At 67.4% G+C, this 19,969-nt stretch carries 32 protein-coding genes; 25 read left to right on the top strand and 7 right to left on the bottom strand.

Annotated elements, in window-relative coordinates; translation table 11 throughout:
* Positions 1-28: 28 nt before the first annotated feature.
* The 5 genes from fabG to CBQ26_RS09290 all read right to left on the bottom strand — a co-directional run bounded on the left by fabG (position 29) and on the right by CBQ26_RS09290 (position 4,303).
* Positions 29-778, bottom strand: coding sequence for a 3-oxoacyl-[acyl-carrier-protein] reductase (gene fabG, locus CBQ26_RS09310; RefSeq protein WP_088248348.1), 750 nt, complete (start codon positions 776-778; stop codon positions 29-31).
* Positions 775-1,311, bottom strand: a complete 537-nt coding sequence (locus CBQ26_RS09305) for a DinB family protein (protein ID WP_172418008.1) — start codon at positions 1,309-1,311, stop codon at positions 775-777. Before CBQ26_RS09305 ends, fabG begins: the two co-directional genes overlap by 4 nt.
* Positions 1,308-2,213 carry an ACP S-malonyltransferase gene (gene fabD, locus CBQ26_RS09300; RefSeq protein ID WP_088248441.1) on the bottom strand — a complete coding sequence of 302 codons (906 nt, stop codon included), beginning with the start codon at positions 2,211-2,213 and terminating at the stop codon, positions 1,308-1,310. The genes CBQ26_RS09305 and fabD overlap by 4 nt, the downstream gene beginning before the upstream one ends.
* The gene (locus CBQ26_RS09295; protein ID WP_088248346.1) at positions 2,210-3,247 is read right to left on the bottom strand and encodes a beta-ketoacyl-ACP synthase III; all 1,038 of its coding nucleotides are present in this window, start codon (positions 3,245-3,247) and stop codon (positions 2,210-2,212) included. Before CBQ26_RS09295 ends, fabD begins: the two co-directional genes overlap by 4 nt.
* Before the next feature lie 348 nt (positions 3,248-3,595).
* The gene (locus tag CBQ26_RS09290; RefSeq protein WP_172418007.1) at positions 3,596-4,303 is read right to left on the bottom strand and encodes a LexA family transcriptional regulator; all 708 of its coding nucleotides are present in this window, start codon (positions 4,301-4,303) and stop codon (positions 3,596-3,598) included.
* A 70-nt stretch (positions 4,304-4,373) separates the two neighbouring features.
* On the opposite strand from CBQ26_RS09290, the gene CBQ26_RS23140 reads away from it, so the two are divergent.
* The 18 genes from CBQ26_RS23140 (at position 4,374) to CBQ26_RS09205 (ending at position 13,586) form a co-directional block, all read left to right on the top strand.
* A complete protein-coding gene (locus CBQ26_RS23140) occupies positions 4,374-4,646 on the top strand; it encodes a helix-turn-helix domain-containing protein (RefSeq protein WP_088248345.1) in 273 nt (90 codons plus the stop codon).
* A 383-nt stretch (positions 4,647-5,029) separates the two neighbouring features.
* Positions 5,030-6,793 carry a DDE-type integrase/transposase/recombinase gene (locus CBQ26_RS09280; protein ID WP_172418006.1) on the top strand — a complete coding sequence of 588 codons (1,764 nt, stop codon included), beginning with the start codon at positions 5,030-5,032 and terminating at the stop codon, positions 6,791-6,793.
* Positions 6,790-7,578 carry an AAA family ATPase gene (locus tag CBQ26_RS09275; protein WP_088248343.1) on the top strand — a complete coding sequence of 263 codons (789 nt, stop codon included), beginning with the start codon at positions 6,790-6,792 and terminating at the stop codon, positions 7,576-7,578. The genes CBQ26_RS09280 and CBQ26_RS09275 overlap by 4 nt, the downstream gene beginning before the upstream one ends.
* Positions 7,575-8,006 carry a hypothetical protein gene (locus tag CBQ26_RS09270; RefSeq protein ID WP_172418005.1) on the top strand — a complete coding sequence of 144 codons (432 nt, stop codon included), beginning with the start codon at positions 7,575-7,577 and terminating at the stop codon, positions 8,004-8,006. Before CBQ26_RS09275 ends, CBQ26_RS09270 begins: the two co-directional genes overlap by 4 nt.
* Before the next feature lie 25 nt (positions 8,007-8,031).
* On the top strand, positions 8,032-8,379 hold the full coding sequence (locus CBQ26_RS09265; protein ID WP_088248342.1) for a hypothetical protein: 348 nt from the start codon (positions 8,032-8,034) through the stop codon (positions 8,377-8,379).
* On the top strand, positions 8,363-8,779 hold the full coding sequence (locus tag CBQ26_RS09260) for a hypothetical protein (protein WP_172418004.1): 417 nt from the start codon (positions 8,363-8,365) through the stop codon (positions 8,777-8,779). Before CBQ26_RS09265 ends, CBQ26_RS09260 begins: the two co-directional genes overlap by 17 nt.
* Complete coding sequence (locus tag CBQ26_RS21850) at positions 8,779-8,922, top strand: hypothetical protein (protein WP_172418003.1); 144 nt, start codon at positions 8,779-8,781, stop codon at positions 8,920-8,922. The genes CBQ26_RS09260 and CBQ26_RS21850 overlap by 1 nt, the downstream gene beginning before the upstream one ends.
* The gene (locus tag CBQ26_RS09255) at positions 8,916-9,305 is read left to right on the top strand and encodes a hypothetical protein (protein WP_088248340.1); all 390 of its coding nucleotides are present in this window, start codon (positions 8,916-8,918) and stop codon (positions 9,303-9,305) included. The genes CBQ26_RS21850 and CBQ26_RS09255 overlap by 7 nt, the downstream gene beginning before the upstream one ends.
* Entirely contained in the window at positions 9,302-9,592 is a 291-nt protein-coding gene (locus tag CBQ26_RS09250; RefSeq protein ID WP_088248339.1) for a hypothetical protein, read from the top strand. Before CBQ26_RS09255 ends, CBQ26_RS09250 begins: the two co-directional genes overlap by 4 nt.
* A complete protein-coding gene (locus CBQ26_RS09245) occupies positions 9,589-9,969 on the top strand; it encodes a hypothetical protein (protein WP_088248338.1) in 381 nt (126 codons plus the stop codon). The genes CBQ26_RS09250 and CBQ26_RS09245 overlap by 4 nt, the downstream gene beginning before the upstream one ends.
* A complete protein-coding gene (locus tag CBQ26_RS09240) occupies positions 9,966-10,412 on the top strand; it encodes a hypothetical protein (protein ID WP_088248337.1) in 447 nt (148 codons plus the stop codon). Before CBQ26_RS09245 ends, CBQ26_RS09240 begins: the two co-directional genes overlap by 4 nt.
* Entirely contained in the window at positions 10,405-10,878 is a 474-nt protein-coding gene (locus CBQ26_RS09235; protein ID WP_088248336.1) for a hypothetical protein, read from the top strand. Before CBQ26_RS09240 ends, CBQ26_RS09235 begins: the two co-directional genes overlap by 8 nt.
* Positions 10,871-11,254: a hypothetical protein gene (locus CBQ26_RS09230; RefSeq protein ID WP_088248335.1), complete on the top strand. Its 384-nt coding sequence runs from the start codon at positions 10,871-10,873 to the stop codon at positions 11,252-11,254. Before CBQ26_RS09235 ends, CBQ26_RS09230 begins: the two co-directional genes overlap by 8 nt.
* Positions 11,251-11,763: a hypothetical protein gene (locus CBQ26_RS09225; RefSeq protein ID WP_088248334.1), complete on the top strand. Its 513-nt coding sequence runs from the start codon at positions 11,251-11,253 to the stop codon at positions 11,761-11,763. The genes CBQ26_RS09230 and CBQ26_RS09225 overlap by 4 nt, the downstream gene beginning before the upstream one ends.
* Positions 11,760-11,966, top strand: a complete 207-nt coding sequence (locus CBQ26_RS09220; RefSeq protein ID WP_088248333.1) for a hypothetical protein — start codon at positions 11,760-11,762, stop codon at positions 11,964-11,966. Before CBQ26_RS09225 ends, CBQ26_RS09220 begins: the two co-directional genes overlap by 4 nt.
* A 386-nt stretch (positions 11,967-12,352) precedes the next feature.
* A complete protein-coding gene (locus CBQ26_RS09215) occupies positions 12,353-12,889 on the top strand; it encodes a hypothetical protein (protein WP_088248332.1) in 537 nt (178 codons plus the stop codon).
* Positions 12,886-13,335, top strand: a complete 450-nt coding sequence (locus CBQ26_RS09210) for a hypothetical protein (RefSeq protein ID WP_088248331.1) — start codon at positions 12,886-12,888, stop codon at positions 13,333-13,335. The genes CBQ26_RS09215 and CBQ26_RS09210 overlap by 4 nt, the downstream gene beginning before the upstream one ends.
* On the top strand, positions 13,332-13,586 hold the full coding sequence (locus tag CBQ26_RS09205) for a hypothetical protein (RefSeq protein WP_143342040.1): 255 nt from the start codon (positions 13,332-13,334) through the stop codon (positions 13,584-13,586). Before CBQ26_RS09210 ends, CBQ26_RS09205 begins: the two co-directional genes overlap by 4 nt.
* 623 nt (positions 13,587-14,209) lie before the next feature.
* Here CBQ26_RS09205 and CBQ26_RS21845 read toward each other — a convergent pair.
* Positions 14,210-14,371: a hypothetical protein gene (locus CBQ26_RS21845; RefSeq protein ID WP_172418002.1), complete on the bottom strand. Its 162-nt coding sequence runs from the start codon at positions 14,369-14,371 to the stop codon at positions 14,210-14,212.
* 216 nt (positions 14,372-14,587) lie between these two features.
* On the opposite strand from CBQ26_RS21845, the gene CBQ26_RS09195 reads away from it, so the two are divergent.
* Genes CBQ26_RS09195 through CBQ26_RS09160 form a run of 7 tightly spaced genes read left to right on the top strand, consistent with a single transcriptional unit; the run spans position 14,588 to position 19,436 of the window.
* Positions 14,588-14,803, top strand: a complete 216-nt coding sequence (locus CBQ26_RS09195) for a hypothetical protein (RefSeq protein ID WP_143342039.1) — start codon at positions 14,588-14,590, stop codon at positions 14,801-14,803.
* A gap of 57 nt (positions 14,804-14,860) precedes the next feature.
* A complete protein-coding gene (locus CBQ26_RS09190; RefSeq protein WP_088248327.1) occupies positions 14,861-15,205 on the top strand; it encodes a hypothetical protein in 345 nt (114 codons plus the stop codon).
* A 47-nt stretch (positions 15,206-15,252) separates the two neighbouring features.
* Entirely contained in the window at positions 15,253-15,486 is a 234-nt protein-coding gene (locus CBQ26_RS09185) for a hypothetical protein (RefSeq protein ID WP_143342038.1), read from the top strand.
* Positions 15,487-15,495: 9 nt separating this feature from the next.
* Positions 15,496-16,074, top strand: a complete 579-nt coding sequence (locus CBQ26_RS09180; protein WP_088248325.1) for a phage protein Gp27 family protein — start codon at positions 15,496-15,498, stop codon at positions 16,072-16,074.
* Positions 16,071-17,342: a terminase large subunit domain-containing protein gene (locus CBQ26_RS09175; protein WP_088248324.1), complete on the top strand. Its 1,272-nt coding sequence runs from the start codon at positions 16,071-16,073 to the stop codon at positions 17,340-17,342. The genes CBQ26_RS09180 and CBQ26_RS09175 overlap by 4 nt, the downstream gene beginning before the upstream one ends.
* Positions 17,343-17,352: 10 nt before the next feature.
* A complete protein-coding gene (locus CBQ26_RS09165) occupies positions 17,353-18,690 on the top strand; it encodes a hypothetical protein (protein WP_172418001.1) in 1,338 nt (445 codons plus the stop codon).
* On the top strand, positions 18,687-19,436 hold the full coding sequence (locus CBQ26_RS09160; RefSeq protein WP_088248323.1) for a minor capsid protein: 750 nt from the start codon (positions 18,687-18,689) through the stop codon (positions 19,434-19,436). The genes CBQ26_RS09165 and CBQ26_RS09160 overlap by 4 nt, the downstream gene beginning before the upstream one ends.
* Here the strand turns inward: CBQ26_RS09160 and CBQ26_RS09155 are convergent.
* Entirely contained in the window at positions 19,426-19,818 is a 393-nt protein-coding gene (locus CBQ26_RS09155; protein WP_088248322.1) for a hypothetical protein, read from the bottom strand. The two genes, CBQ26_RS09160 and CBQ26_RS09155, sit on opposite strands and share 11 nt — an antisense overlap.
* Between the last annotated feature and the right edge of the window lie 151 nt (positions 19,819-19,969).

Here is a 19,969-nt window from a genome sequence, read left to right as displayed (position 1 = left end):
TCCCCGGCGCGGCGGGGCGCGGCCCTGTTCAGTGGGGGTTCAGGCCGCCGTCCACGCCGATGGTCTGTCCGGTCACGTACCCGGCGGCGTCACTGGCGAGGAACGCCACGACTGCCGCGACCTCCTGCGGCTGCCCGAAGCGGGCCAGGGGAATGCTGCCCAGGTAGCCCTGTTGCACGTTCTCCGGGAGCTGCGCGGTCATGTCGCTCTCGATGAAGCCGGGCGCCACGGCGTTCACGGTGATGCCGCGCCCGCCGTACTCCTTGGCGAGCGCCTTGCTCAGGCCGATCAGGCCGGCCTTGCTGGCCACGTAGTTCGCCTGTCCGGGGTTGCCCATCAGGCCGACCACGCTGGCGATGTTGATGATCCGGCCCGAGCGGGCGCGCATCATGTGCTTGATCGCGGCGCGGCAGGCGATGAAGGCGCTCGACAGGTTCGTCTGGAGGACGGCGTCCCAGTCCTCGTCCTTCATGCGGATCGCGAGGGTGTCCCGCGTGATCCCGGCGTTGTTCACGAGGACGTCTAGGCGGCCCATGGTTTTGATGACGTCCTCGACGAGCGCGCCGGCGTTCGCGGGGACGGTCAGGTCCGCGCCGAACACCTCGGCGCGGACGCCGTGCGTGGCGGCCTCGTCCGCGACCTTGCGGGCCTCGTCGGCATTCCGGCCGTAGTGGATGGCGACGTCGAAGCCGTCCTGCGCGAGTTTGAGGGCCATGGCGCGGCCCAGGCCACGGCTGCTGCCGGTGATCAGGGCGACTTTACGGGGGGTTTCGGTCATTGGGTCTCCAGTGCTTGAGGATTGAGTGCATTCTGCACGCCGCGTAGGTGGTGCAGATCGTGGTACAGGGTGAAGTGCAGCATCTCGGCCAGTGTGACTTCACCAAGGGCCGGGTGGGGCAGGGTCGCCCTGTGGAGCTCTGCATCGGTGCAGTAAACGGTGAGGTGGTGATCCAGCAGGTCCACCGATTCCCGGTAGGTCTGTACCAGTTCAGCCGGGGTGCCCTGCGGATCAGGCAGGAAGCGCCCTGAGGCTTTCACGCCCCCTCGCAGTGCGGCGAGGTAGGCCGCCTGCACCTCGTCGGCGCTGCGGCTGCCGGGCGGCGTGCGCTGTCCCCAGCCGAACCGGTCGCGCGGCATGGAGAGGGCCAGCGCCAGAAGCTTATGCGAGCGGATCAGGTGATCGAGGTGCTGCGCGGCCGACCAGCGTTCCGGGACGGCGTGCGTGAAGTCCCGTGCGGGTAGGGCCGCGAAGAACGCCGCCACCTCCGCGCCACGGGCGTTCAGCGCGTCCTGGAACGCGGTGAGATTCACCGCGTGAAGTCCTGCACCTGCGCGGCCGTGCCGACGTTGAGGGTGCGGACTTCGGGCAGGATGCGCTTGACGAGGCCGGTCAGGACGGTGCCGGGGCCGAATTCGACGAACACGTCCGCGCCGGCCGCCGCGAGGGCCTGGATGGTCTCGACCCAGCGGACGGCGCCGGTGATCTGTTCAGTCAGCAGGCCCGGCAGGGCGGTGGGATCGGTGTTCGGCTGGGCGGTCACGTTCGCGTACACCGGGAAGGCGGGCGGCGCGAACGCGGTCGTCTGGAGGTCCGGGGCGAGGCCACTGGCGGCCGGGTCCATCAGGGGGCAGTGGAAGGGCGCGCTGACCTTCAGCGGGATGGCTTTCAGGCCGCGTGCCTTCAGGGCGGCGTTCGCGGCCTCCACGCCCTCTTTCGTGCCGCTGATGACGGTCTGGGTGGGCGCGTTGAAATTGGCGGGCTGCACGCCGTCGGTGTCGGCGCAGATGGCAGCGACGACCGCCGGGTCGCCCATGACGGCGCTCATGGCGCCCGCGCCGACTGGCACGGCGGCCTGCATGAGTTCCCCGCGCCGGCGGGTCAGGCGCAGGGCGTCCCCGAGGCTCAGGGCGTCGGCGGCGACCAGCGCGGAGTACTCGCCCAGCGAGTGCCCGGCGGCGAAGGCAGGGGTCAGACCGGTGTGCGCCCGCCATGCGCGGTACGCGGCGACGCTCGCGGCGACCAGCGCGGGCTGCTGGTTGGCGGTCAGGGTCAGGTCGTCGGGCGGCCCCTGTTCGATCACGGCGCGCAGACCCGGCAGGACATGCTCGACCTGCGTGTACACCTCGGCGGCCTCTGGGAACGCGGCGGTCAGGTCGGCGCCCATGCCGACGCTGTGGCTGCCCTGGCCGGGGAACAGTGCGGCGATCTTCATGCGCCCGCCCCGGCGGTCTGGGCGGGCTTCAGGCTGGGCGCGCCGTCCCACCACTTCATGGTGCCCGCCACCCAGCTCAGGCCGCCGCCGAACGCGATCAGCAGCAGCTGCTGTCCGTCCTGCACGCGGCCGTCCTGCACGGCCTCGTCGAGGGCCATGGGGACGGTCGCGGAACTGGTGTTGCCGTAGCGGTCGAGGTTCACGACGGCGCGCTCCATGGGCAGCCCGAAGCGGTCCATGGCGGCCTCGATGATCCGCACGTTCGCCTGATGCGGAATGACCCAGTGGACGTCGGCGCTGGTCAGGCCGCTCTTGGCGAGGACCTGCGCGCCGCTCTCGCCCAGCACGCGCACCGCGAACTTGAAGACCTCACGGCCGTTCATGCCGACCGAGTCGCCCATGTCGAAGCCGCCGGGCAGGGTGGGCGCCACGCAGCGCAGGTACAGGCTGGAGCCGCCGTTCCCGTCGGCGCCCATCACGAATTCCTGGAAGCCGTACCCGGCGGGGACCGGGCCGACCACGGCGGCGCCCGCGCCGTCCCCGAACAGGATGGCGGTGTTGCGGTCGTCCTGGTCCACGATCTTGCTGAGGGCCTCGGCGCCCACGACGAGCACCCGGCGGGCCGCGCCGCTCATGATCAGGCCCTGCGCGACGCTCAGTCCGTACACGAAGCCGCTGCACGCGGTGCTCAGGTCGAAGGCAGCCGCGCCGACCAGGCCGACCTGCATGCCGATCAGGGCGGCGGTGGACGGCATCAGCGCGTCAGGGCTGACGGTGGCGCAGATGATGGCGTCCACCCCCTGGAGGGCCTGCGGGTCGCGTTCCAGCATGTTGCGCACGGCCAGCACGCCCAGGTCCGAGGTGAACTGCTCGGGCGTCGCGAAGCGGCGTTCGCGGATGCCGGTGCGCGATTCGATCCAGTCGGCGTTGGTGTCGATGCGGGCCTCGAATTCCGCGTTGGGCACCACGCGGTCCGGGACATACATGCCCAGCGCGGTGATGCCGAGGCTGGGGCGGGCGGAGGGGTCGCTCATGGCCCGCACGCTAACATTCTTTGAACGCCCGTTCAATGAATTCGGTACAGAGTTCAGGAAGACCGCACAGCCCAGCCCAGCAGAAAAATGTGGTTATCTCTGCTCTCTGTCCATCCCTCAACAGTGCTCTTTGTCAATGGAACAAGTGGAACCACCCGGTACACACCGGAACATCTTCAGGCAGACATCGTGCTGGACGCTCTCCCCTCTCTGATCCATTCCGGTCAACCTCGCTGCTGGTGGAATTGAGTGATTCGGGTTCCTGTCGAGGTCATAAAAAGAATTACGTGTCAACGGAAAGGACCCCCACCTGGTGAGGGTCCTTTCGATTGGCAGTGAGGGTGGCGGTCAGCTCAGCATGTTCCCGATCACTCGGACGACGCGGCCAGTCACGTGATCGACTCGCGCAGGCTCAATGATCGATTGGTGTGGATCGTCGTATTCCGGGTTGGTACTGTCGAGGATGCCGCCGGGGCGCAGGCGCTTGACGACGTATCCGTCGTTGCGCAGGCGGGCCACAACTGGGAAGTTGATTTCGCCGGCGACCTGGCGGTCGACGATGACGATGTCCCCGTTGTAGATGGGGTGACGTCCGCCGGCCATGCTGTCTCCGCGCACGTGGAATGCGACGAGGTCGCGGCCGTCAGCGAACTGCTTTTCAACGTAGACGACTTCGTCTGACTCGTGCAGCTGTTCGGGGCCAGCACCGACGCTGCCGGCGATGTAGACGGGGACTTGCTGGACGCCGATGACGGTGCCTGCGCCGTAGGCTTCAGGGTCGAGGAGGTAGAGGATTTCGTGGGTCGGCTTGTTGAGCGCCTGGGCGAGTTTGGTGAGGCTCTGCCATTTGGGCATGATCAGGACGCCGTTGACGACTCTGCCGTTGAGCATGTCGTACATGACGCTTTCACTGATTCCTGCGTATTCGGCGAAGGCAGTGACGTTTGGGAGATTCAGTTGCTGCATGCGGTTGGCCACTAGCGCGTTGAGTGGGCCTCTCTGACGGCGAATGGCCGTCTTGGTGGTTGGAGTTTGTGACTGCGGCTTCACTGCCATGCCAGAGAGCTTACTTGATTTTCCTCAGTTGCGGAACTAAAATTTCCACATCTGAGGAAAAGGAGGTGGCATGTTAGGACCAAGAATCGAACAGAGGATGCAGGAGCTGGGCATCAGAACCCAGACGGACCTGGCTGAGCGCGCAGGCTTATCCGTGCAGCACATCAACGCTTTAATCCGTGGCAGTCGAGGGCGACGCCTGGGGCATACGACAGTGCAGAAACTGTCGAAGGCGCTCCGGGTGAAGCCTATTTTTTTCGAGATCGATTCCGCCGTTGCGGAGAAAAGTGGAGGTGCTAACGCCGCTGTGGGGCAGGGGGTAGGTCAGGGATGCCCCACATGAGTCAGCGCGGCATGCTGTTGAACCTTACGGAGTTGATGCGGGTCTTCGGGAAATCGAAACCCACCATCGAGCGGCAGCTGGCGAATCTCAGGAAGGCCGGCACGCCCGCGTTCCGTGAGGACGTGATCCAGCGGCATGACACAGGCGCAACCAAGACGGCCTTCTATGACCCCGCCACTCTGGGCTGGGAGCTTCCCCAGGGCACGCTCCATCAATTTGAGGGTGATGGGGCGTGCTCCCACGCTCCATCACCACGCACCATCACGAGGAGCACGCCCCATCAACTCGCGTTAACGTCGTCTGAGCCGGTCTCCGCTGACACATCTGCGCCGGAACCCATAGAGCACGCGCCATCACAGATCGTGATGGAGCGTGAATCGCATATGCACGGGCTGCATATTCAGATGGACCCGGCGCTGGTGTTGCTGGAGTACCCAGCCAATCAGCCGTCCGGGCATTACCGCGTCAGCACCGTGGACGTACTGGACCGGCACCGGGAACTGCTGCCAGTCCTGAGCACACCCGCCGGTTCGAAGACCCGATCGGACGCAATCGATCAGCTGGCACAGGCGCGGGGCGTGAGCACCCGCACCATCCGGCGGGAGGTGGAACGTGTAGAGCGTGGGGGACTGGACGGCCTGAAGCGGCACAGGCGTGCCGATGCGGGCAGCTTCCGCATCCCCCTTGAAACCCTGCAATTGGTCGTATCCGCGCTGGTCAGCAATCCACCCACGACCAGCACGGCGTTCATCCACCGCACCCTGGTCCGGGCTGTCCCGGACGCCATGACCCTGCCTCGGGGGAACGGGCGGGAAATCACGGTGACTGCCGCGACGGTGGGTCGCGTGAAGAAGATGATGCTGGAACACCCCACCCTGCGGCTACTGTTCGCCAACGCCGATGACAGGAAGGAATTCTTGCGCAGCTACACCGGGCAGGTCATCGCCAATCACGCCAACGACATGTGGCAGCTGGACATGACCCGCTGCGACGTGGAGGTCGTGAACCCGGAGACCGGCCGCATCTACCGGCCCCGCGTCCAGGCCGTAATCGACGTGTACAGCGGCTGCATCATGGGCATCGCGTTCAGCGAGAGCGAAGACCAGACGCAGGCGGACTTGGTGCTGATGCGGTCGCTGCTGCGCAAGTCCGGGCCGCTGGCTGCGCAGTACCCGCTGTTCGGACTCCCGCGCCGCCTGTACATCGACAACGGGAAAACCTACAGCAGCGAGCACTTCCACCGGATCGCCGCCGGGCTGGGCATCGATCTGGTGCACAGCATCCCGCGTGTCTCGCACACCCGTGGGGCGATCGAACGATTCTTCGGCACGCTCCACCAGCTGGAACGGGCCATGGTCGGGTACGTCGGTCAGAACGCCGCAGACCGCAGCAGCGAGGAACTGCGGAAGCTGCGTACCGCCACGGAGCGCTGGATCAACGGCGGACGTGACCCCGGCCCGCAGCACCGCCTTCAGACCATTCAGGAGTACCAGCAGAGTGTGCTGGCGTGGCTGATCGTGGAGTACCACCAGAAGCGCGTCGACGGGCTGACCCGGCTGGAGCACTTCCAGCAGAGCGCGCCCGGCAGCACGCTGCTGGAGTTCGACGCGGGGGAACTGCTGCTGCTGTTCGCCCGCCGTACCCGCCGCAAGGTCCGCCCGGACGGCACGGTCAGCGTCGCCAACACGGCCTGGACCATCCCTGGCGGACGCCTCGCCCAGTACCGCGACCTGTACGTCCTAGTGCTGGAAGACCAGTTCGCACTGGGTGACGACCGCCGTGCGATCGCCTGGGAGGACACCCGCACCGGCCGTCTGGAAATGCTGGGCAACGCGATCCCCGCTCCCACCATCGCAGCCAGCGTCGCTGCTGGTGACGAACGCCGCGCGCAGAAGGCCGTCAAACAGGCCGCGCTGCGTGACGCGGACGCCCTGGCTGCCGAGTACTCCGACCCCGCCCTGATGGTCACGGCACAGCTGAGCCGGGAACTGCCGGTGCAGGCCGTCACGCCAGTCCTGCCCGCCGCCCGCGCGGCCATCAACCCGGAGCCCGTCAAGCCGGACCTGGGTGACTTCGGGAAGGCGTTCCTGGCCCCCGTAGACGACCTGGACGCCCTGCTGCAACAGATCAAAGAGGAGAACGAATGACGGACACGACCACCACTGCCGCCCCTAACCCGATCATGACTCAGGTCCTGAGCGAGCCTGCTGTCACCCTGGCTCCGGCCCTCGCGGCGGACCTGCCCGCCACGCCTGCGGTCATGAGCACTCCGGCTGTGCTGCACATCCTGAACCGCATCAACTACGCCGTGAAACGCAAGAGCCCCTTCTGCCTGGTTGCCGGGCAGCAGGGCATCGGGAAGAGCACCAGCTGCAAGCTGTACGGGGCGACCAACCCCCGCGCCGTGCTGCTGGAGGTGCCGCCCGAATTCAACGCCCGCGAGATCGTGGGGCGGCTGTGCGAGGTCCTGAGCATCGATGCGGGTGAGGCGTGGCGCGTGCGCACCAGCGTGCTGATCGCGCACCTGCGTGATCACCCGCGCACCGTGCTGCTGGACGAAGCGCACCGCCTCGACTACAAGGCGCTGGACATGCTGAAGTACATCGCCGATCAGTCCAGCGTGACCTTCGTGCTGTTCGGGCACCCGCACCTGGAACGGGTCATCGACCGGCACAGTGACATCAAGGGCCGCGTGTGGGTCCGCGCCAACCCCCTGCCCATTCCCGCAGCAGACCTGCTGAGCCTGTACAAGCCGCACGGGTACAGCGGCCAGACGCTGCGGGTCGTGCACGATGCGACCGGCGGAATCATGCGCAGCGTCGTAGTCCTGCTGGAACACCTGGACGAGGGCCTGAAGAGCATGCCCGGCTTGACCCGCGCAGACCTCACGCCGGACCACGTGCGCAGAGTTAAGGACGAGGTGCTGGCGTGACCCGGCCCGACAAGCTGACCGCCACCGGGAAGCGCCGCCGCGCCAGCGGGGACGGAGGGAACAGCCAGCGGTTCGCCAAGGTGCGGATGCCGGACGGCCGGGAAGCGAAGATCCCGGCAGCCAAGGACGCCAGCACGTACATCTGCCTGGAAACACCGGAGGGACGCTGGCCGGACAAGGCCGCCATCGTCCTGCTCTACGACGTGACGTGGCTGGTCGAAGACAGCACCTTCGAACTGGAAGAGATGCGCCCCGGTCACGGCATGGGCACCATGCGCACTTACCGCGTCATCCAGACCCGCGCCCGCATCCAGCTGCACGAAGGCTGCTATGGGCAGGTGCAGCGCTGGCTGCTGTGCGAGGAGCTGACCGACCTCGACACCCGCATGGGCATGAGCGCGGACGACCTGCTGGCGGACGGCGCATGAACGCCGCTCTGGACGGGTCCTGACCATGGCGCACTACCGCTACCAGGGAGGTGAGACGCCCGCCGAACGCGGCGCGGCGCTCCTCACCTCCCCTATCGCCACCTACGCCCTGGCGCACGTCCTGACGCACGGCACCGTCACGGCCACAGACCTGCAACGTGAGTACCCCAACGCCGTGCCTGGACGGCTGGCCGTGCTGCTGCGGGACCTGGCCAAGAGCGGCCAACTGGTCGCCCACCAGCAGCACCCGCGCCCCGCCACGCCCCACTACACCCCCGGTGACCTGAGCGTCCTGCGCGCTCTGCACAACGAACTGTCCGCGTTGCTCGCCCTCTCCCCCGCCCTGGAGGTACGTGATGAAACCGACCGCTGATGACCTGCGCCAGCTGCTGGACATTCCCGCCCAGCTCGAAGCCCTGGACCGCACCCACAACGGCCTGAAGAGCGACAAGGCCAAGAGGACCCGCGAGCTGGACGGCATGAAGGCCCGCCACCGCATCCGCATCAGCAAGGAAGGCGGCTACACCAACGCTGAGGACCGCGCCGCCGCCCTGGTCATCGCCTGCGAAGACGACGCCAAGTACACGGCCACGGTCGAGCGACTGGAAGCGATCGACGGCATGATCCGCGCCAACCGCGCCCAGTACGACCTGCTGCGCCGCACCCGTGAGGGCCTGCGCGTCCAGGGCGGCCTGCACATCGTCGCCCGCCTCGAAGACCTGATCAAAGACAAGGATCTCGCCGCCGCCATCGGCTCCGGATTGCTGGCCTGATGCGCACGGCGCTGCTGGTCTACGGAGTGCTGGCCATCCCCGCCCTGCTGTTCCTGTGGTCCTGCTGCGCCGTCAGCGGCCACCACACCCGACTCGAAGAGGCGGCGCAGGCCGCCAAGGAAAAGGAGAACGAATCATGCTGATCCTCCAGATCGCCGCCGCTGCCCTGCTGTTCTCGCTGATCGCCGCCGCCGCCGTCAGCCGCGCCCAGGCCCCCACTCCCGTGCCCATGCGTGACTGCAACATCCTGACCCGCCGCCTGAGCCGCGTCAGCGCCGTCCACGACAGCGACTACACCGCACAGGAACTCCGCGACCGCGCCGACGTGCACCGCCGCATCGTCCGCGAAGGCAGCGGCATCACGTTCGAGGCGCTGCGCGCGGCCCGCCTGCACCTGGAACAGGCGGAACTGCTGAGCGACCTCGCCGCGACCCAGGACCTCGCCGCCCGCATCCGCAACGGCCACACCGACGCCCTGCGCGAGCGCCGCCAGGTGCGCGTCAACATCCGGCTGGTGGGCGCATGACGCTGCTGGAAACCATGACCGGCGTGACCGCCACCAGCGCGGAGCGTGCCCTGGGCGAGCGCTACCTGCTGGGTCACCCCGCGCAGTACGTCAGCGTCAAGACGGCCACCGTGCACCTGCGCAAGCCGGGCGCCCGCCGGACCCTGTGCGGACAGACGATCAACGTGGACGGCCGCGTCGCGCCGCGCTACCACACCGACCCCGGCACCATCCTCACCTGCAACCGCTGCGGCCAGGTCGTAGAGAAAGCCGGCGACCGCTGGGCGAAAACCAAGAGGGCGAAGTGACCGGCAAGCAGTTCACTGCATACCTCAACGACGAACGCTGTGTTGAGGACGAGACTTTCGCCGCCATCCAGTTCAGCGTAGCGTCTGAACTGGGGGAGTACCTGCACGGGTGCTACAAGATCAGCCGGACCCTGGCCAACGCCTACGCTCAGGTCGCTCTGGCCGGCGTGCACCTGCTGATTCGCGTGTCGGACGAGCAACTTGTCACCCTGAGCGTCAAGGACCAGACGACCGTCAAGCTGCCCCTGCGCCACGATGTTCTGCACCCCAGCGGTCTGACCTTCAAGCAGCGTCTTGAAGCGGACGCCGCTGAGCGTGACATTGCGGAGTTCGCCGCCATGCGCCGCGCCTCGGTCGGCGCCAGGAAGCGCGCATGATCGCCGTCGAAGTCGAAGTGCGCCACAGCACCAGCGGCATCGTGCTGCTGGTCACCCGCCCGGACGGCCGCCTGCCCACGTTCCGCCAGTGCGAGGAGGCGGGCGAGGATCACGGCCTGTTCGACCCGCTGATCACCACCGCCGTGATGCAGGCCGGCACGCGCGTGGTCCGGGAGGGCTACACCGGCGAGCTGTGCAGCCACCAGTGGGGGTTCTCCGCGCACTTCGGCCGCAACCCCTACGGGACCAGCAGTACGTGCGTGAAGTGCGGCGTGAAGGTGCGTCACGAGACTCCCCAGCGTGGCACCCGGACCACCTTCACCTACGACGGCGTGTGGGAGCTGAGGGAGCACATCTGGCAGCGCTGGGTGAAGTACGGTCCGGTCCCTGGTGCCCTGCAACCGCAGGCCCATCACCAAAAGGGGGCGGCAGCCCGTGAGTGAGGACCTGCGCTACAGCCCGCACTTCATCAAGGCCGTGGCCGGAGCGGCGGACCTGATGGCGGACATCGATGCGTTCGAGGAGATCGGCTGCCGCTTCGGCCGCGTCACTGCCGCCCTGATCCGCCTGAAGCTCAAGGACCCCTACGCCGACGAACTGGAGGTCGAGGGCGCAATCTTCCGCGCCGTGGGCCTGCGGGAACGGCTGATCGTGCTGAGTCACGTCGCCAAGCCCAGCGAGACCGACCCCGCCACGCCCACCCTCCGGCCCTTCGCCGCGTTGTTGGCAGAGCACGGCCTGACGCACGCCCGGCTGGTCAGCCCCAACACCTGGACCGCGTGGGTCGAGGTCAGCCGCGACGGCCGCACGTGGCGGAAGTTGCGGTCGACCACCCCGCCCCCGCCGCCCGCGCCACCCACCACCGTGATCGACGCCGAGATGCCCCCATTGGAGGAATCCCATGAATGACCCGGCCCCCCTCGACCGCAGCGTGACCGCCCCAGACTTCAGCGCGCACCCGCTGGCCTACTACACCTGGCACCTGCTGAAGCACCCGGAGATGTACGCCGCGTTCCGCCGCTACACCGATCAGTACCGCGCGGTCGACGAATCCCGCCGCGTGAGCGCGGACATGATCTGCCACGTCCTGCGCTTCCACACCGGCCTGCGGGCCACGGATGACACCTTCGCTGTGAACAACGTCCTGACGCCCCTGTACGCCCGTCTGTACCGCCACCAGCGCCCCGGCGCGAATGTGCCCATCCGTGCCAGCCAGCTGGACGCCCTGAGCCCCGAGGAATGGGCAGCCCTGACCGCCCTGCTGCCCCAGGAGGAACCGAGATGACCGACTCCCGCACGCACACCGAGAACACCATGGTCGAGCACCTGGCGCCCGCCATGAAAGCCAAGCTGGCCCGCGCCCGCGAGAAGGGGCGCGGCGGCTGGGAGCACCCGGAGGAGTGCAGCATCGAGCACCTGTACGACTGCCTGCTGGAACACGTCGCCAAACCCAACCTGGACATGGTGGACGTGGCGAACATCGCCGGGATGATCGGCTGGCGCCTGGAACACCACCCCCAGGAGCGCCTGCGCCTGCAAACTTACCAGGCCCACCTGTGGTGCCCGGTGACCACGCCGCAGGACGCACCCGGGTACATCAACTACTCGGCCTACCGCAGCAGGCTGGGCGGGCTGACCTGGGACGGGCGTCCCATGCCGGAATGGACCGACCTCCCTCAGAACGTACGGGACGGCTGGGAGGCCGGTGGACGCATGGTCCGGCGCCACGCGTTGGTGCAGGTGCAGCAGTTCCTGGAACGTGAGCACGCCGCGATGAATCGGGGGCGCTGGTGAATTCCGCTGAAGGCTGGAGCCGCCTGTGGGCCTTCGGCGCCCCCCACTACGTGCGCGGCCGCATGACCCTGTGCGGCCTGATGACTGACAGCGGCAAGCTGACCCTGACGGACGAGCCCGATCAGAACGAGCGACCGAACGACCGGAAGTGCTGCACCCACTGCGACCGCAAGCGGACGCAGGAACTGAAGGCGGGCCGCTGATGACCTGCACAACCTGCCGCCAGCGCAAAGCCCGCCGCGCCTGCGCCTGCTGCCACCGGCCCACCTGCGCCGCCTGCGCGGAAGAGATCGGGGGCCTGACGCACTGCCCGGCCTGCGCCTCGGACGCCCGCGAGTTCATCAACGCACCTCTGGCTCTGGAGGTGGATGACCGTGCTGCCCAAGTGCCCCGCAACGAACAAGTCGTCCTACCGAGGCCAGCGTGAAGCGCTGCGCTGGGCGCGGGGCAACCAGCGCTACCGGAGTACCTTTCGCGCCTACCGCTGCCCCGCCTGTGGCCACTGGCACTTGACCACCCAACCCCGTGACCGTCTGATCCGCCTGTACCGCCTCTTCCTGCGCACGCAGCGCCACACCTGGAGCCCACGATGACCACCGCACCGCTGAACCTGCCCGCCCTGCAACTCGACTACGACGCCGGAACGTTCACGAACACCCTGACCGGCGAATTCGGCCCGGAGATCACGGCCGTCGTGCTGGCCTACCGCGAGGGCCGCATCCTGTGGCCCAGCGCCGGGGAACTGCCGCGCCTGCCGCTGTGCGTGGACGGCAGCACCTACGGCCCCTGCCCCTGCGCTTTCGCCGACTGGGGTACGGACGGCGCGGCGCCGGACTGCGCTGAGGACATCACGCTGCTGCTGTGGCAGGACGACAACGCCCAGGTCGTGACGCTGGCCGCGCGGCGCAGCATGGCCCGCGTGCTGGAACAGTTCCTGAACATGAAGGCGCTGCTGGGCGGCGTGCTCCACGACCAGGTCGTGACGCTGCGCATGACCCCCGGTGACGGTCTGCACCGCCTGACGCTGCTGCCCGGCGTGATGCTGGCCAGCGACGTGCAGGACCGGCTGGGTGCCGTGGCACAGCGCGTGATCGGGGATGAACGCGGCGCGTGGGGTGGACTGTGAGCGGCCCGCTGCTGCGCCTCGTGGACCTGAGGCGGTCCCCTGAATTCCGCCTGGCTGAGCTGCTGGCCCTTCTGCCTCACGTGAAGGACGGATACACCTCGCAACGCATCGACGTGCCGGGGAACGTCTGGAATCTGGAGGGCGCCGGGGGATACAGCGTCGAGGTGCTGCCGGAGTACCAGTGCGGATTCAGCGGGGAAGCGGACGCACCCATCCTGATCACAGTCGTGGAGCGCGTCCAGGAAACGGAGGGCGCCAGCATGAAGATGCAGACCAGGAAGAGTGTCCGCAGTTCCGTTTTCCAGCACGGGGAGAAGCAGTCGTACGCCGTGCTGGAATGGCGGGTGCAGGTCGCGCTGCCCAGCGGGAAGGGCGAGGGCGTGAACGACCACCTGGGCGTGGCCGCGCTGGTCGCGTACCTGCGGGCGTGGGGGGTGCTGGAATGAGCGGCCGCACGGGGATGCGCCGCGCCCGCGTGCTGGCGGCGATGACGCATGACGGGCAGACCGCTTACCGGATCGCCAGGACGGCGGGCTTGAAGGATGCGGCGGTCGCCGGGGTGCTTGACCAGTTGAGCCGCATCAACGTGGCGGTGCAGGACATCCACGGGCGCTGGCTGCTGTGCCGGGGCAGCCACGTGGAGAACGCCCTACACGAGGCGCGGGAACTGCTGGCGACGGCTGAGGTGGGCGCGTGACGAGGGTGGGGGGGGTGGCGACGATCGCCGCGCGGCGTGCTACCGTTCAGGCACCCGCACAACTCGGCTCCTCGCTGACTGGCACGGCCCGCAGTACTGCGAGCAGGTACCCCCTGCCGCCCGGTAGCCTGCGAGCATCCACACGTCTCCGGAAGGAACGGTAACGTGGCCGCGCTGCCGTGCGACATCTGCCAGGAGGAAACGGTGGTCATCCCATCGGGGCTGATCCTGGTGGACGCGGAGGGAGCCGTGGCGTACAGGAGGTATCGCGTATGCACGAACCCCCGCTGCGAGAGGTACAGGGTGCGCCGGGAATCGATCGAACAGTTCCTGCCAATGCCGGCCACGCCCGAGCTGGTGGACACCCTGCAACTCCGGGCGTACCTACCACCGGACGCAAGCAGCTGTCCGTCACTTTTCGAAGACTTCTGAACCAGGAACCCGAGGGGGAGGCCGCCGCGCCTCCCCCTCCTGCTATCGATTACTCAGCGCCCCCACCCATCCCGGTCCGGAAGCCCTGGCCAGTACTACTGGCGCAGGCCATGCGGACCGGCCGGTACCTCAACGCCCAGGTGGCACTGGTTGGAGCAGTCGAGTGCCGCAGTCCCGACCCCGTGACGGTGTTAACGATCGGCGGTCGCTGGCAGGTCACGCACCGGCAGTTGCGTACGGCTCGTGCGGGCCTGCCAGACGCGCAGCAGACACAACTGGTCAGTTACCTGCTGCGTGACGATGTGCTGGTGCGTGGGCTGGATCAGGACGGACGGGAGCACTACCAAGCGCACGCCCCAACGATGGATCAGGACGAAGAGGCGGCGTTCAGCGCGTTGTGGAGGGCGCTTAGAGGTGGTGGGGTTCTGGAGCGGCTGCCTAACACGCGCGAGAGCTCAGAAACAACCCCTCCCCCCCCGATGGGGGCAACTTGAAAACGTTGAAATCGGGCAACACGGGAACTCAATTTGCAACGACTCTGGAGGGAGCGCCACGCGCGCGTGGGAGGATTGACCACCATCCTGCCCATCGGAGAACAGATGCTGGAACAGACCGTCGCCCACCGCACCAAAGAACAAATCCGGTCTCAGCTGCACAGAGACGTCATGGAACTGTTCGAACGAAGCTGCATCGTGCCGCCCTACGACACGGAACTACAGGGAACACTATGGGAATACCTCACGGATGCCCTGGGCATCGTTGATCCCCTGTACGAACTCGAATAATCCATCCGTCCCGCGCCCCCGGCCCTCCCGCCGGGGGCGCATCTCTGGAGGAACCCTATGTCACCACACGAACAGCAGTACGCCCGCCGCACCGCCCGAGGCACGCTCCTGGCCCACCTGTACCGCCTTCAGGACAACGGCCTGTGCGACCCGGCCACGCCGCGCACCGCCACCCGCCTGATGCTGGAGGGCCTGGGCGCCAGCGGCATGATGCCCCCGCCCGACCTCGCCCTGAACAGCCTGCGCTGGCTGGAAGGCGCCGGGTACGTCACGGTCGAATGGGGTCTGGACGATCACACCATCTACGAGTCCGTCACGCTCACCCAGAAAGGCATCGACCTGTACGAGTCGCGGGACGCCCGCACTCGGGAGCCGGGCCTGCTGCTCCAGCCGAGGCGATAACCGTGGACTGGAACGAAGGACAGGAGTTGAGACGCCTGGAAGAGAAGATGAATGGGGTCTGCATCGCCATGGAAAGCGGCTTCAGCGGCCTGCGCAAGGACATCGGGTATCTGGGGCGGCTGTACATCCCCCTGACCGCCCTGACGGTACTGGCCGTGATCCTGGCCGTGCTGGCCCTGGCCATCGCGCTGGAGAACCGCGCCCTGCTGCTCTCGCGCATGCCAGCGGCCATCTCCGCACCTGCGCCCGCGCAGGCGGACGTACCGGCTCACGGGCCGTGAGGGGACACCATGGCTGACTACGACATCGCCGCGCTGCTGCGGCCCAGGTGCAAGGTCTGCAATTCCAGCGTGCGGGAAGGCATCGACCTGCGCCTGATGGGCAAGGAAACCGACGAAGACGGCGAGCGCTACACCTTCGACCAGATCATCGACTGGGCGGCCGCGCACGGCACGATCATCAGCAAGGCGGGCCTCAGCCGCCACCGCACCGACCACCTGATGCCGGACGTGCTGGGAGCGATCGAGGCGCAGCGCCAGGTTGAGGCGATCGCGGCCGCGACCGGGCAGACCCTGGGCATGGAACAGGCGTTCCTGAACATGCTCGTGAACAAGGCCATCCGCGCCCTGGACGGGGCAGAGCTGGACCTGACACAGAAAGGGGCCATCAACGGCGTGATCCGTGCCATTGAGGCCCTGCTTAAAGTCAAGAAAGCCGAGGTGGTGTTTAGCCGCGAGAAACTGGAAGCAGCCGACAAGGCCATTACGGCGACTGCCCAGGCGAAGGGGCTGGACCCAGAGACTCTGGCGTCTATCCGCCGGGATCTCTACGGGCTGAGCGAAGCCACGCCACTCCCGGAGATCCCATGAGTCCCATCCTGCTGCCCTACCAGCGACAGTGGGTTCAGGACCGCAGCCGCTTCAAGATCGGGCTGATGTCCCGGCAGTCAGGCAAGAGTTTCAGCACGACGTTGGAGGCGGTCGACGACAGCCTGGAACGTCAGACCACCTGGATCTACCTATCCAGGGGTGAGCGCCAGGCTCTGGAACTGGCGAACACCGCCAAGAAGCACCTGGAGGCATACCGCACAGCTGCAGAGTCGGTCGAAGGCTGGTTCAAGACGGACGATGGCGAACGCATAACGGAATACCAGTTGCGCCTCCCGAACGGCTCTCGACACATCTTCCTGCCAGCCAACCCCGACACGGCCCGTGGGTATAGCGGCAACGTGCTGCTAGATGAATTCGCGTTCCACAAGGACAGTCGGGCGATCTGGGGCGCTCTGTACCCGATCATCACACGCCGTCCCGACTACAAGATCCGGGTGATCAGCACCCCAAACGGACGGAACAACAAGTTCTACGAACTGTGGGAAGGCAAGGGGGAGCGGGCAGGAGTCAAGGCCGTGTGGAGCAGGCACAAGGTCACGATCCACGACGCGGTGGCGCAGGGGCTACCAGTTGATGCTGAGGAACTCAAAGCGGGTCTGGACGATGACGAGATGTGGACCCAGGAATATCTCTGTGAGTTCCTGGACGAGGCCACCTCCTTCCTGTCATACGCCCTGATCGCCAGCGTCGAGGATCCTCGCGCAACCCTGGACTACGACCTGAAGCAGCTGCTTCAGATGTCCGAACGGTATCTGGGAGTGGATATCGGGCGCCGCAGGGATTTGACGGTGCTGTGGCTGTTGGAGCGTGTTGGAGATGTGTACTGGACGCGGTTGATGGAGCGCATCCAAGGGGCCAGTTTCAGCCAGCAGGCTGCCCGCCTTGACGCTGTGTTGCCCCTGGTCACCAGGGCGTGCATCGACGCCACGGGCCTGGGGATGCAGTTGGCTGAACAGGCACAGGAGCGGCACGGTGGGAAGGTGGAACCAGTGACGTTCACAGGTGCCGTGAAGAATGATCTCGCCACCTCGTTCCGTCGCATGTTCGAAGACCGGACCATCCGAATTCCCGAAGAGGAGCGCCTTCGACGGTCTCTGCACAAGGTTCGGAAGGTGACCACCAGCGCGGGCAATGTCCGCTACGACGCGGAAAGTGAATCTGACGGTCACGCAGATGAATTCTGGGCGGGCGGCCTAGCTGCGCATGCGGCGGCCAGTAGAACCACCGGCATGATCATCACCCTGTAAGGAGGGCTGAATGGACACAGCACAACTGAACGCCCTGATTGCAGGGCAGATGACCGACATGGCCGCCGCGTGGACGATGGAGACGGCTGCGCGGTCGGCGATCAGCGGCAAGGGCGTGGACCGCATCGTGAACGACCTGTTCCCCGGCGTGGACTCCAAGCTGCTGGCCAGCAACCGCGACATCCCCAACTTCCTCCAGCAGGGCACCAGCCGGTACGTGCGGGCCATGACCCGTGGCGAACTGAACTGGGAGTACGAGGGTGAGGGCGACGCGCCGGACAAGGGCCACCCCGGCACGGACCTGACGGCGCGTGGTCGCAACCTGGTGCAGGACGCCACGGTGGACGCCCTGGTGTCAGGCAAGTTCGCCTTCTGGCCGCACGTGCGTGCGGACGGGAAGCGCCGCCTGACCGCGCTGTCGGGGTTCCTGTGGCCGGTGTACGAGTCCGGGGACGTGAACGAGATCGCGGCGCTGGTGCAGGTCACCAGCTACCGCCTGGGCGACAAGACGGTGTACGACGTGCGGCGCTACTCGCCGGGCCTGCTGGAGGTCTTCAGCGCCCTGGATGACTGGCAGAAGTTCATGGGGGCGCCCGCGCAGACGTTCGAGCAGCGGCACGCGCTGGACCGGCTGCCCGTGGCGTTCCGCATCGTGGGTCGTGACGCGGACCGTGAGCCGGAGGGCATCGCGCAGACCGCCCTGCCCGCGTACCGGCGGTACGTGAAGTTCGCCGTGCTGCTGGCCTTCATCGCCACGCGCGGCGGTTTCGAGGAGCGGGTCGTCAAGAGTGACTACCTCTCGAAGTTGGCGACGGATAACCCCCGGCATCCGCTCGTCCTGGACCTGAAGCGCGTGGGCGTGAACATGATCCGCCTGATGGATGCTGGCGCCACGTACGAGCGGCTGGACCCAGTCGTGCTGGGCGAGTACAGGGAGCAGGAGACGGCCGCCCGGTCGGACGTGCGGGACGCCATGAACATGCCGGACACGGGCGGCGACCTGAGCGGCGAGGCCCTGGCCGAAAAGCGCGAGGCGTACACCGAGAGCGTGGAGAGCATCGCTGGCAGCGTGGCGGACGCCCTGACCGAGGCGCATGAGCTGGGCGCGGCCCTGCCGGGCAGTGATCTGCGCCCCGGCTGGCGCGTCACGCTGGAACCACGGTTCACCCGCGACGTGGCGGTCGAGCGCAAGCAGCTGCTGGAGGAGTACAAGGCCGGACTGCCCCGCAGCGTGTGGTTCAGCGGCCTCCAGTCGCTGGGCATGTCGCAGATCACCCAGGCCCACATCGACGCTGCGCTGGAAGCAGAGGAGGCGGACACCATCCCCACTCCGCCTAGCCGGCCGTGAGCCTTGACAGCATCGTCCGGAAGTTGCGCAGCGAGGGTGACGAGCGGGAGGCCCGCGCCGTCGAACTCGTGCAGGCCCTGTACGGAGACCTGGACCTGAGTGACCTGATCGCCCTGCTGCGCGCAGCGACCGAGACAGACAGCCCCCTGGCCCGCGTGCGGTACATGGACAAGCTCATGGCCGCCTGGGATGACGCCACCGCCTACCTGGTCGAGGCGCCGCAGGGGCTGGCGACCGCTGTGCGTACGTCCCTGGAAACCGGCGTGACGGCCACCGCTGAGATGTTCGCTGCCAGTCAGGTGGTCACGGACGCCTTCAACGTGCCGGCCACGCTCCAGTTGCGGTGGATGGACGCCGCAGAAGTGCGGATGCGCGAATTCTGGGGGAACGAACCGCCCCGCTTCCGCTCGGAGATCCAGAGCGCCCTGCGCCTCGGTCTGGAACGCGGCCAGGGCATCGATCAGATCGCGGCGAACATGAAGGACCGCGTGAACGTCAGCCGGGCGCGTGCCGTGCGGATCGCGCGGCAGGAGATCGGGAACGCGGCCAGCTTCGCCATGCGCGAGAGTCAGGCGGAGGCGGGCGTCACCCGGTACATCTGGAGGTCCGCGAGTGACAGTCGCGTCCGGCCGGAGCACAAGGCGCGGGACGGCACGGAATTCGCCTGGGATTCCCCACCAGCGGATGGGCACCCAGGCGAACCGTTCCTGTGTCGCTGTATCGCTATCCCGGTGCTTACGGCTTGATGGCCTGCCAGAAGGCCGTGAGGCTGGCCTGGGCGTAATCGGGGCGCTGGCCGGTGCTGCTGGCCGTCACGGTGGCGGTCCCGTCCGCCTCGCTGCACATCCAGGTGATGGTGGTGGCCGTTCCTGTCCCTAGGGTGGTGGACCGCGCCTGGGTGACCAGCGTGGACGGCGTGCGGCCGCTCGCCTGGAACGCCTGCCAACCACCAGCGCCGCCCAGGGACGCCGGGCGGATGCTGGGCGCGGCGATCGCCACGGCGTCAAGCACCTGCGCGCATGTCGCGGCGTACACCCGCCTGTCCGTGGTGGGAGTCTCAACGGTCGCCGTGGGGGCGCAGCTGGCAAGAGCGATTACACTGGGCAGCATCCAGATCAGTTGTTTCACCCCTTCAGCCTAGCCCGGCGCAGATGTGCGTGCGGGCGGAAAATCGCACCCGTAGGATGTGATCATCCCAATCTGGGACGCCCCCCGCCAGACACCCCCGCCCCGTGCGGGGGTGTCGCGTTTGCTGCGCACCCGTTTCTCGCCTTGGATT

It is taken from the genome of Deinococcus indicus, from assembly GCF_002198095.1.
GTDB lineage: Bacteria > Deinococcota > Deinococci > Deinococcales > Deinococcaceae > Deinococcus > Deinococcus caeni.
This window is presented reverse-complemented; position numbering and strand designations above follow the sequence as displayed.

What these genes read in the sequence shown, in the direction of transcription:
- CBQ26_RS09215 (WP_088248332.1), top strand. Translation starts at nt 12,353, where the DNA reads ATGACCACCGCACCGCTGAACCTGCCCGCCCTGCAACTCGACTACGAC.
- CBQ26_RS09190 (WP_088248327.1), top strand. Translation starts at nt 14,861, where the DNA reads ATGTCACCACACGAACAGCAGTACGCCCGCCGCACCGCCCGAGGCACG.
- CBQ26_RS09265 (WP_088248342.1), top strand. Translation starts at nt 8,032, where the DNA reads ATGGCGCACTACCGCTACCAGGGAGGTGAGACGCCCGCCGAACGCGGC.
- CBQ26_RS09275 (WP_088248343.1), top strand. Translation starts at nt 6,790, where the DNA reads ATGACGGACACGACCACCACTGCCGCCCCTAACCCGATCATGACTCAG.
- CBQ26_RS09185 (WP_143342038.1), top strand. Translation starts at nt 15,253, where the DNA reads ATGAATGGGGTCTGCATCGCCATGGAAAGCGGCTTCAGCGGCCTGCGC.
- CBQ26_RS09295 (WP_088248346.1), bottom strand. Translation starts at nt 3,247, where the DNA reads ATGAGCGACCCCTCCGCCCGCCCCAGCCTCGGCATCACCGCGCTGGGC.
- CBQ26_RS09205 (WP_143342040.1), top strand. Translation starts at nt 13,332, where the DNA reads ATGAGCGGCCGCACGGGGATGCGCCGCGCCCGCGTGCTGGCGGCGATG.
- CBQ26_RS23140 (WP_088248345.1), top strand. Translation starts at nt 4,374, where the DNA reads ATGTTAGGACCAAGAATCGAACAGAGGATGCAGGAGCTGGGCATCAGA.
- CBQ26_RS09250 (WP_088248339.1), top strand. Translation starts at nt 9,302, where the DNA reads ATGACGCTGCTGGAAACCATGACCGGCGTGACCGCCACCAGCGCGGAG.
- CBQ26_RS21850 (WP_172418003.1), top strand. Translation starts at nt 8,779, where the DNA reads ATGCGCACGGCGCTGCTGGTCTACGGAGTGCTGGCCATCCCCGCCCTG.
- CBQ26_RS09255 (WP_088248340.1), top strand. Translation starts at nt 8,916, where the DNA reads ATGCTGATCCTCCAGATCGCCGCCGCTGCCCTGCTGTTCTCGCTGATC.
- CBQ26_RS09165 (WP_172418001.1), top strand. Translation starts at nt 17,353, where the DNA reads ATGGACACAGCACAACTGAACGCCCTGATTGCAGGGCAGATGACCGAC.
- fabD (WP_088248441.1), bottom strand. Translation starts at nt 2,213, where the DNA reads ATGAAGATCGCCGCACTGTTCCCCGGCCAGGGCAGCCACAGCGTCGGC.
- CBQ26_RS09180 (WP_088248325.1), top strand. Translation starts at nt 15,496, where the DNA reads ATGGCTGACTACGACATCGCCGCGCTGCTGCGGCCCAGGTGCAAGGTC.
- CBQ26_RS09230 (WP_088248335.1), top strand. Translation starts at nt 10,871, where the DNA reads ATGAATGACCCGGCCCCCCTCGACCGCAGCGTGACCGCCCCAGACTTC.
- CBQ26_RS09260 (WP_172418004.1), top strand. Translation starts at nt 8,363, where the DNA reads ATGAAACCGACCGCTGATGACCTGCGCCAGCTGCTGGACATTCCCGCC.
- fabG (WP_088248348.1), bottom strand. Translation starts at nt 778, where the DNA reads ATGACCGAAACCCCCCGTAAAGTCGCCCTGATCACCGGCAGCAGCCGT.
- CBQ26_RS09175 (WP_088248324.1), top strand. Translation starts at nt 16,071, where the DNA reads ATGAGTCCCATCCTGCTGCCCTACCAGCGACAGTGGGTTCAGGACCGC.
- CBQ26_RS09280 (WP_172418006.1), top strand. Translation starts at nt 5,030, where the DNA reads ATGCACGGGCTGCATATTCAGATGGACCCGGCGCTGGTGTTGCTGGAG.
- CBQ26_RS09240 (WP_088248337.1), top strand. Translation starts at nt 9,966, where the DNA reads ATGATCGCCGTCGAAGTCGAAGTGCGCCACAGCACCAGCGGCATCGTG.
- CBQ26_RS09290 (WP_172418007.1), bottom strand. Translation starts at nt 4,303, where the DNA reads ATGGCAGTGAAGCCGCAGTCACAAACTCCAACCACCAAGACGGCCATT.
- CBQ26_RS09225 (WP_088248334.1), top strand. Translation starts at nt 11,251, where the DNA reads ATGACCGACTCCCGCACGCACACCGAGAACACCATGGTCGAGCACCTG.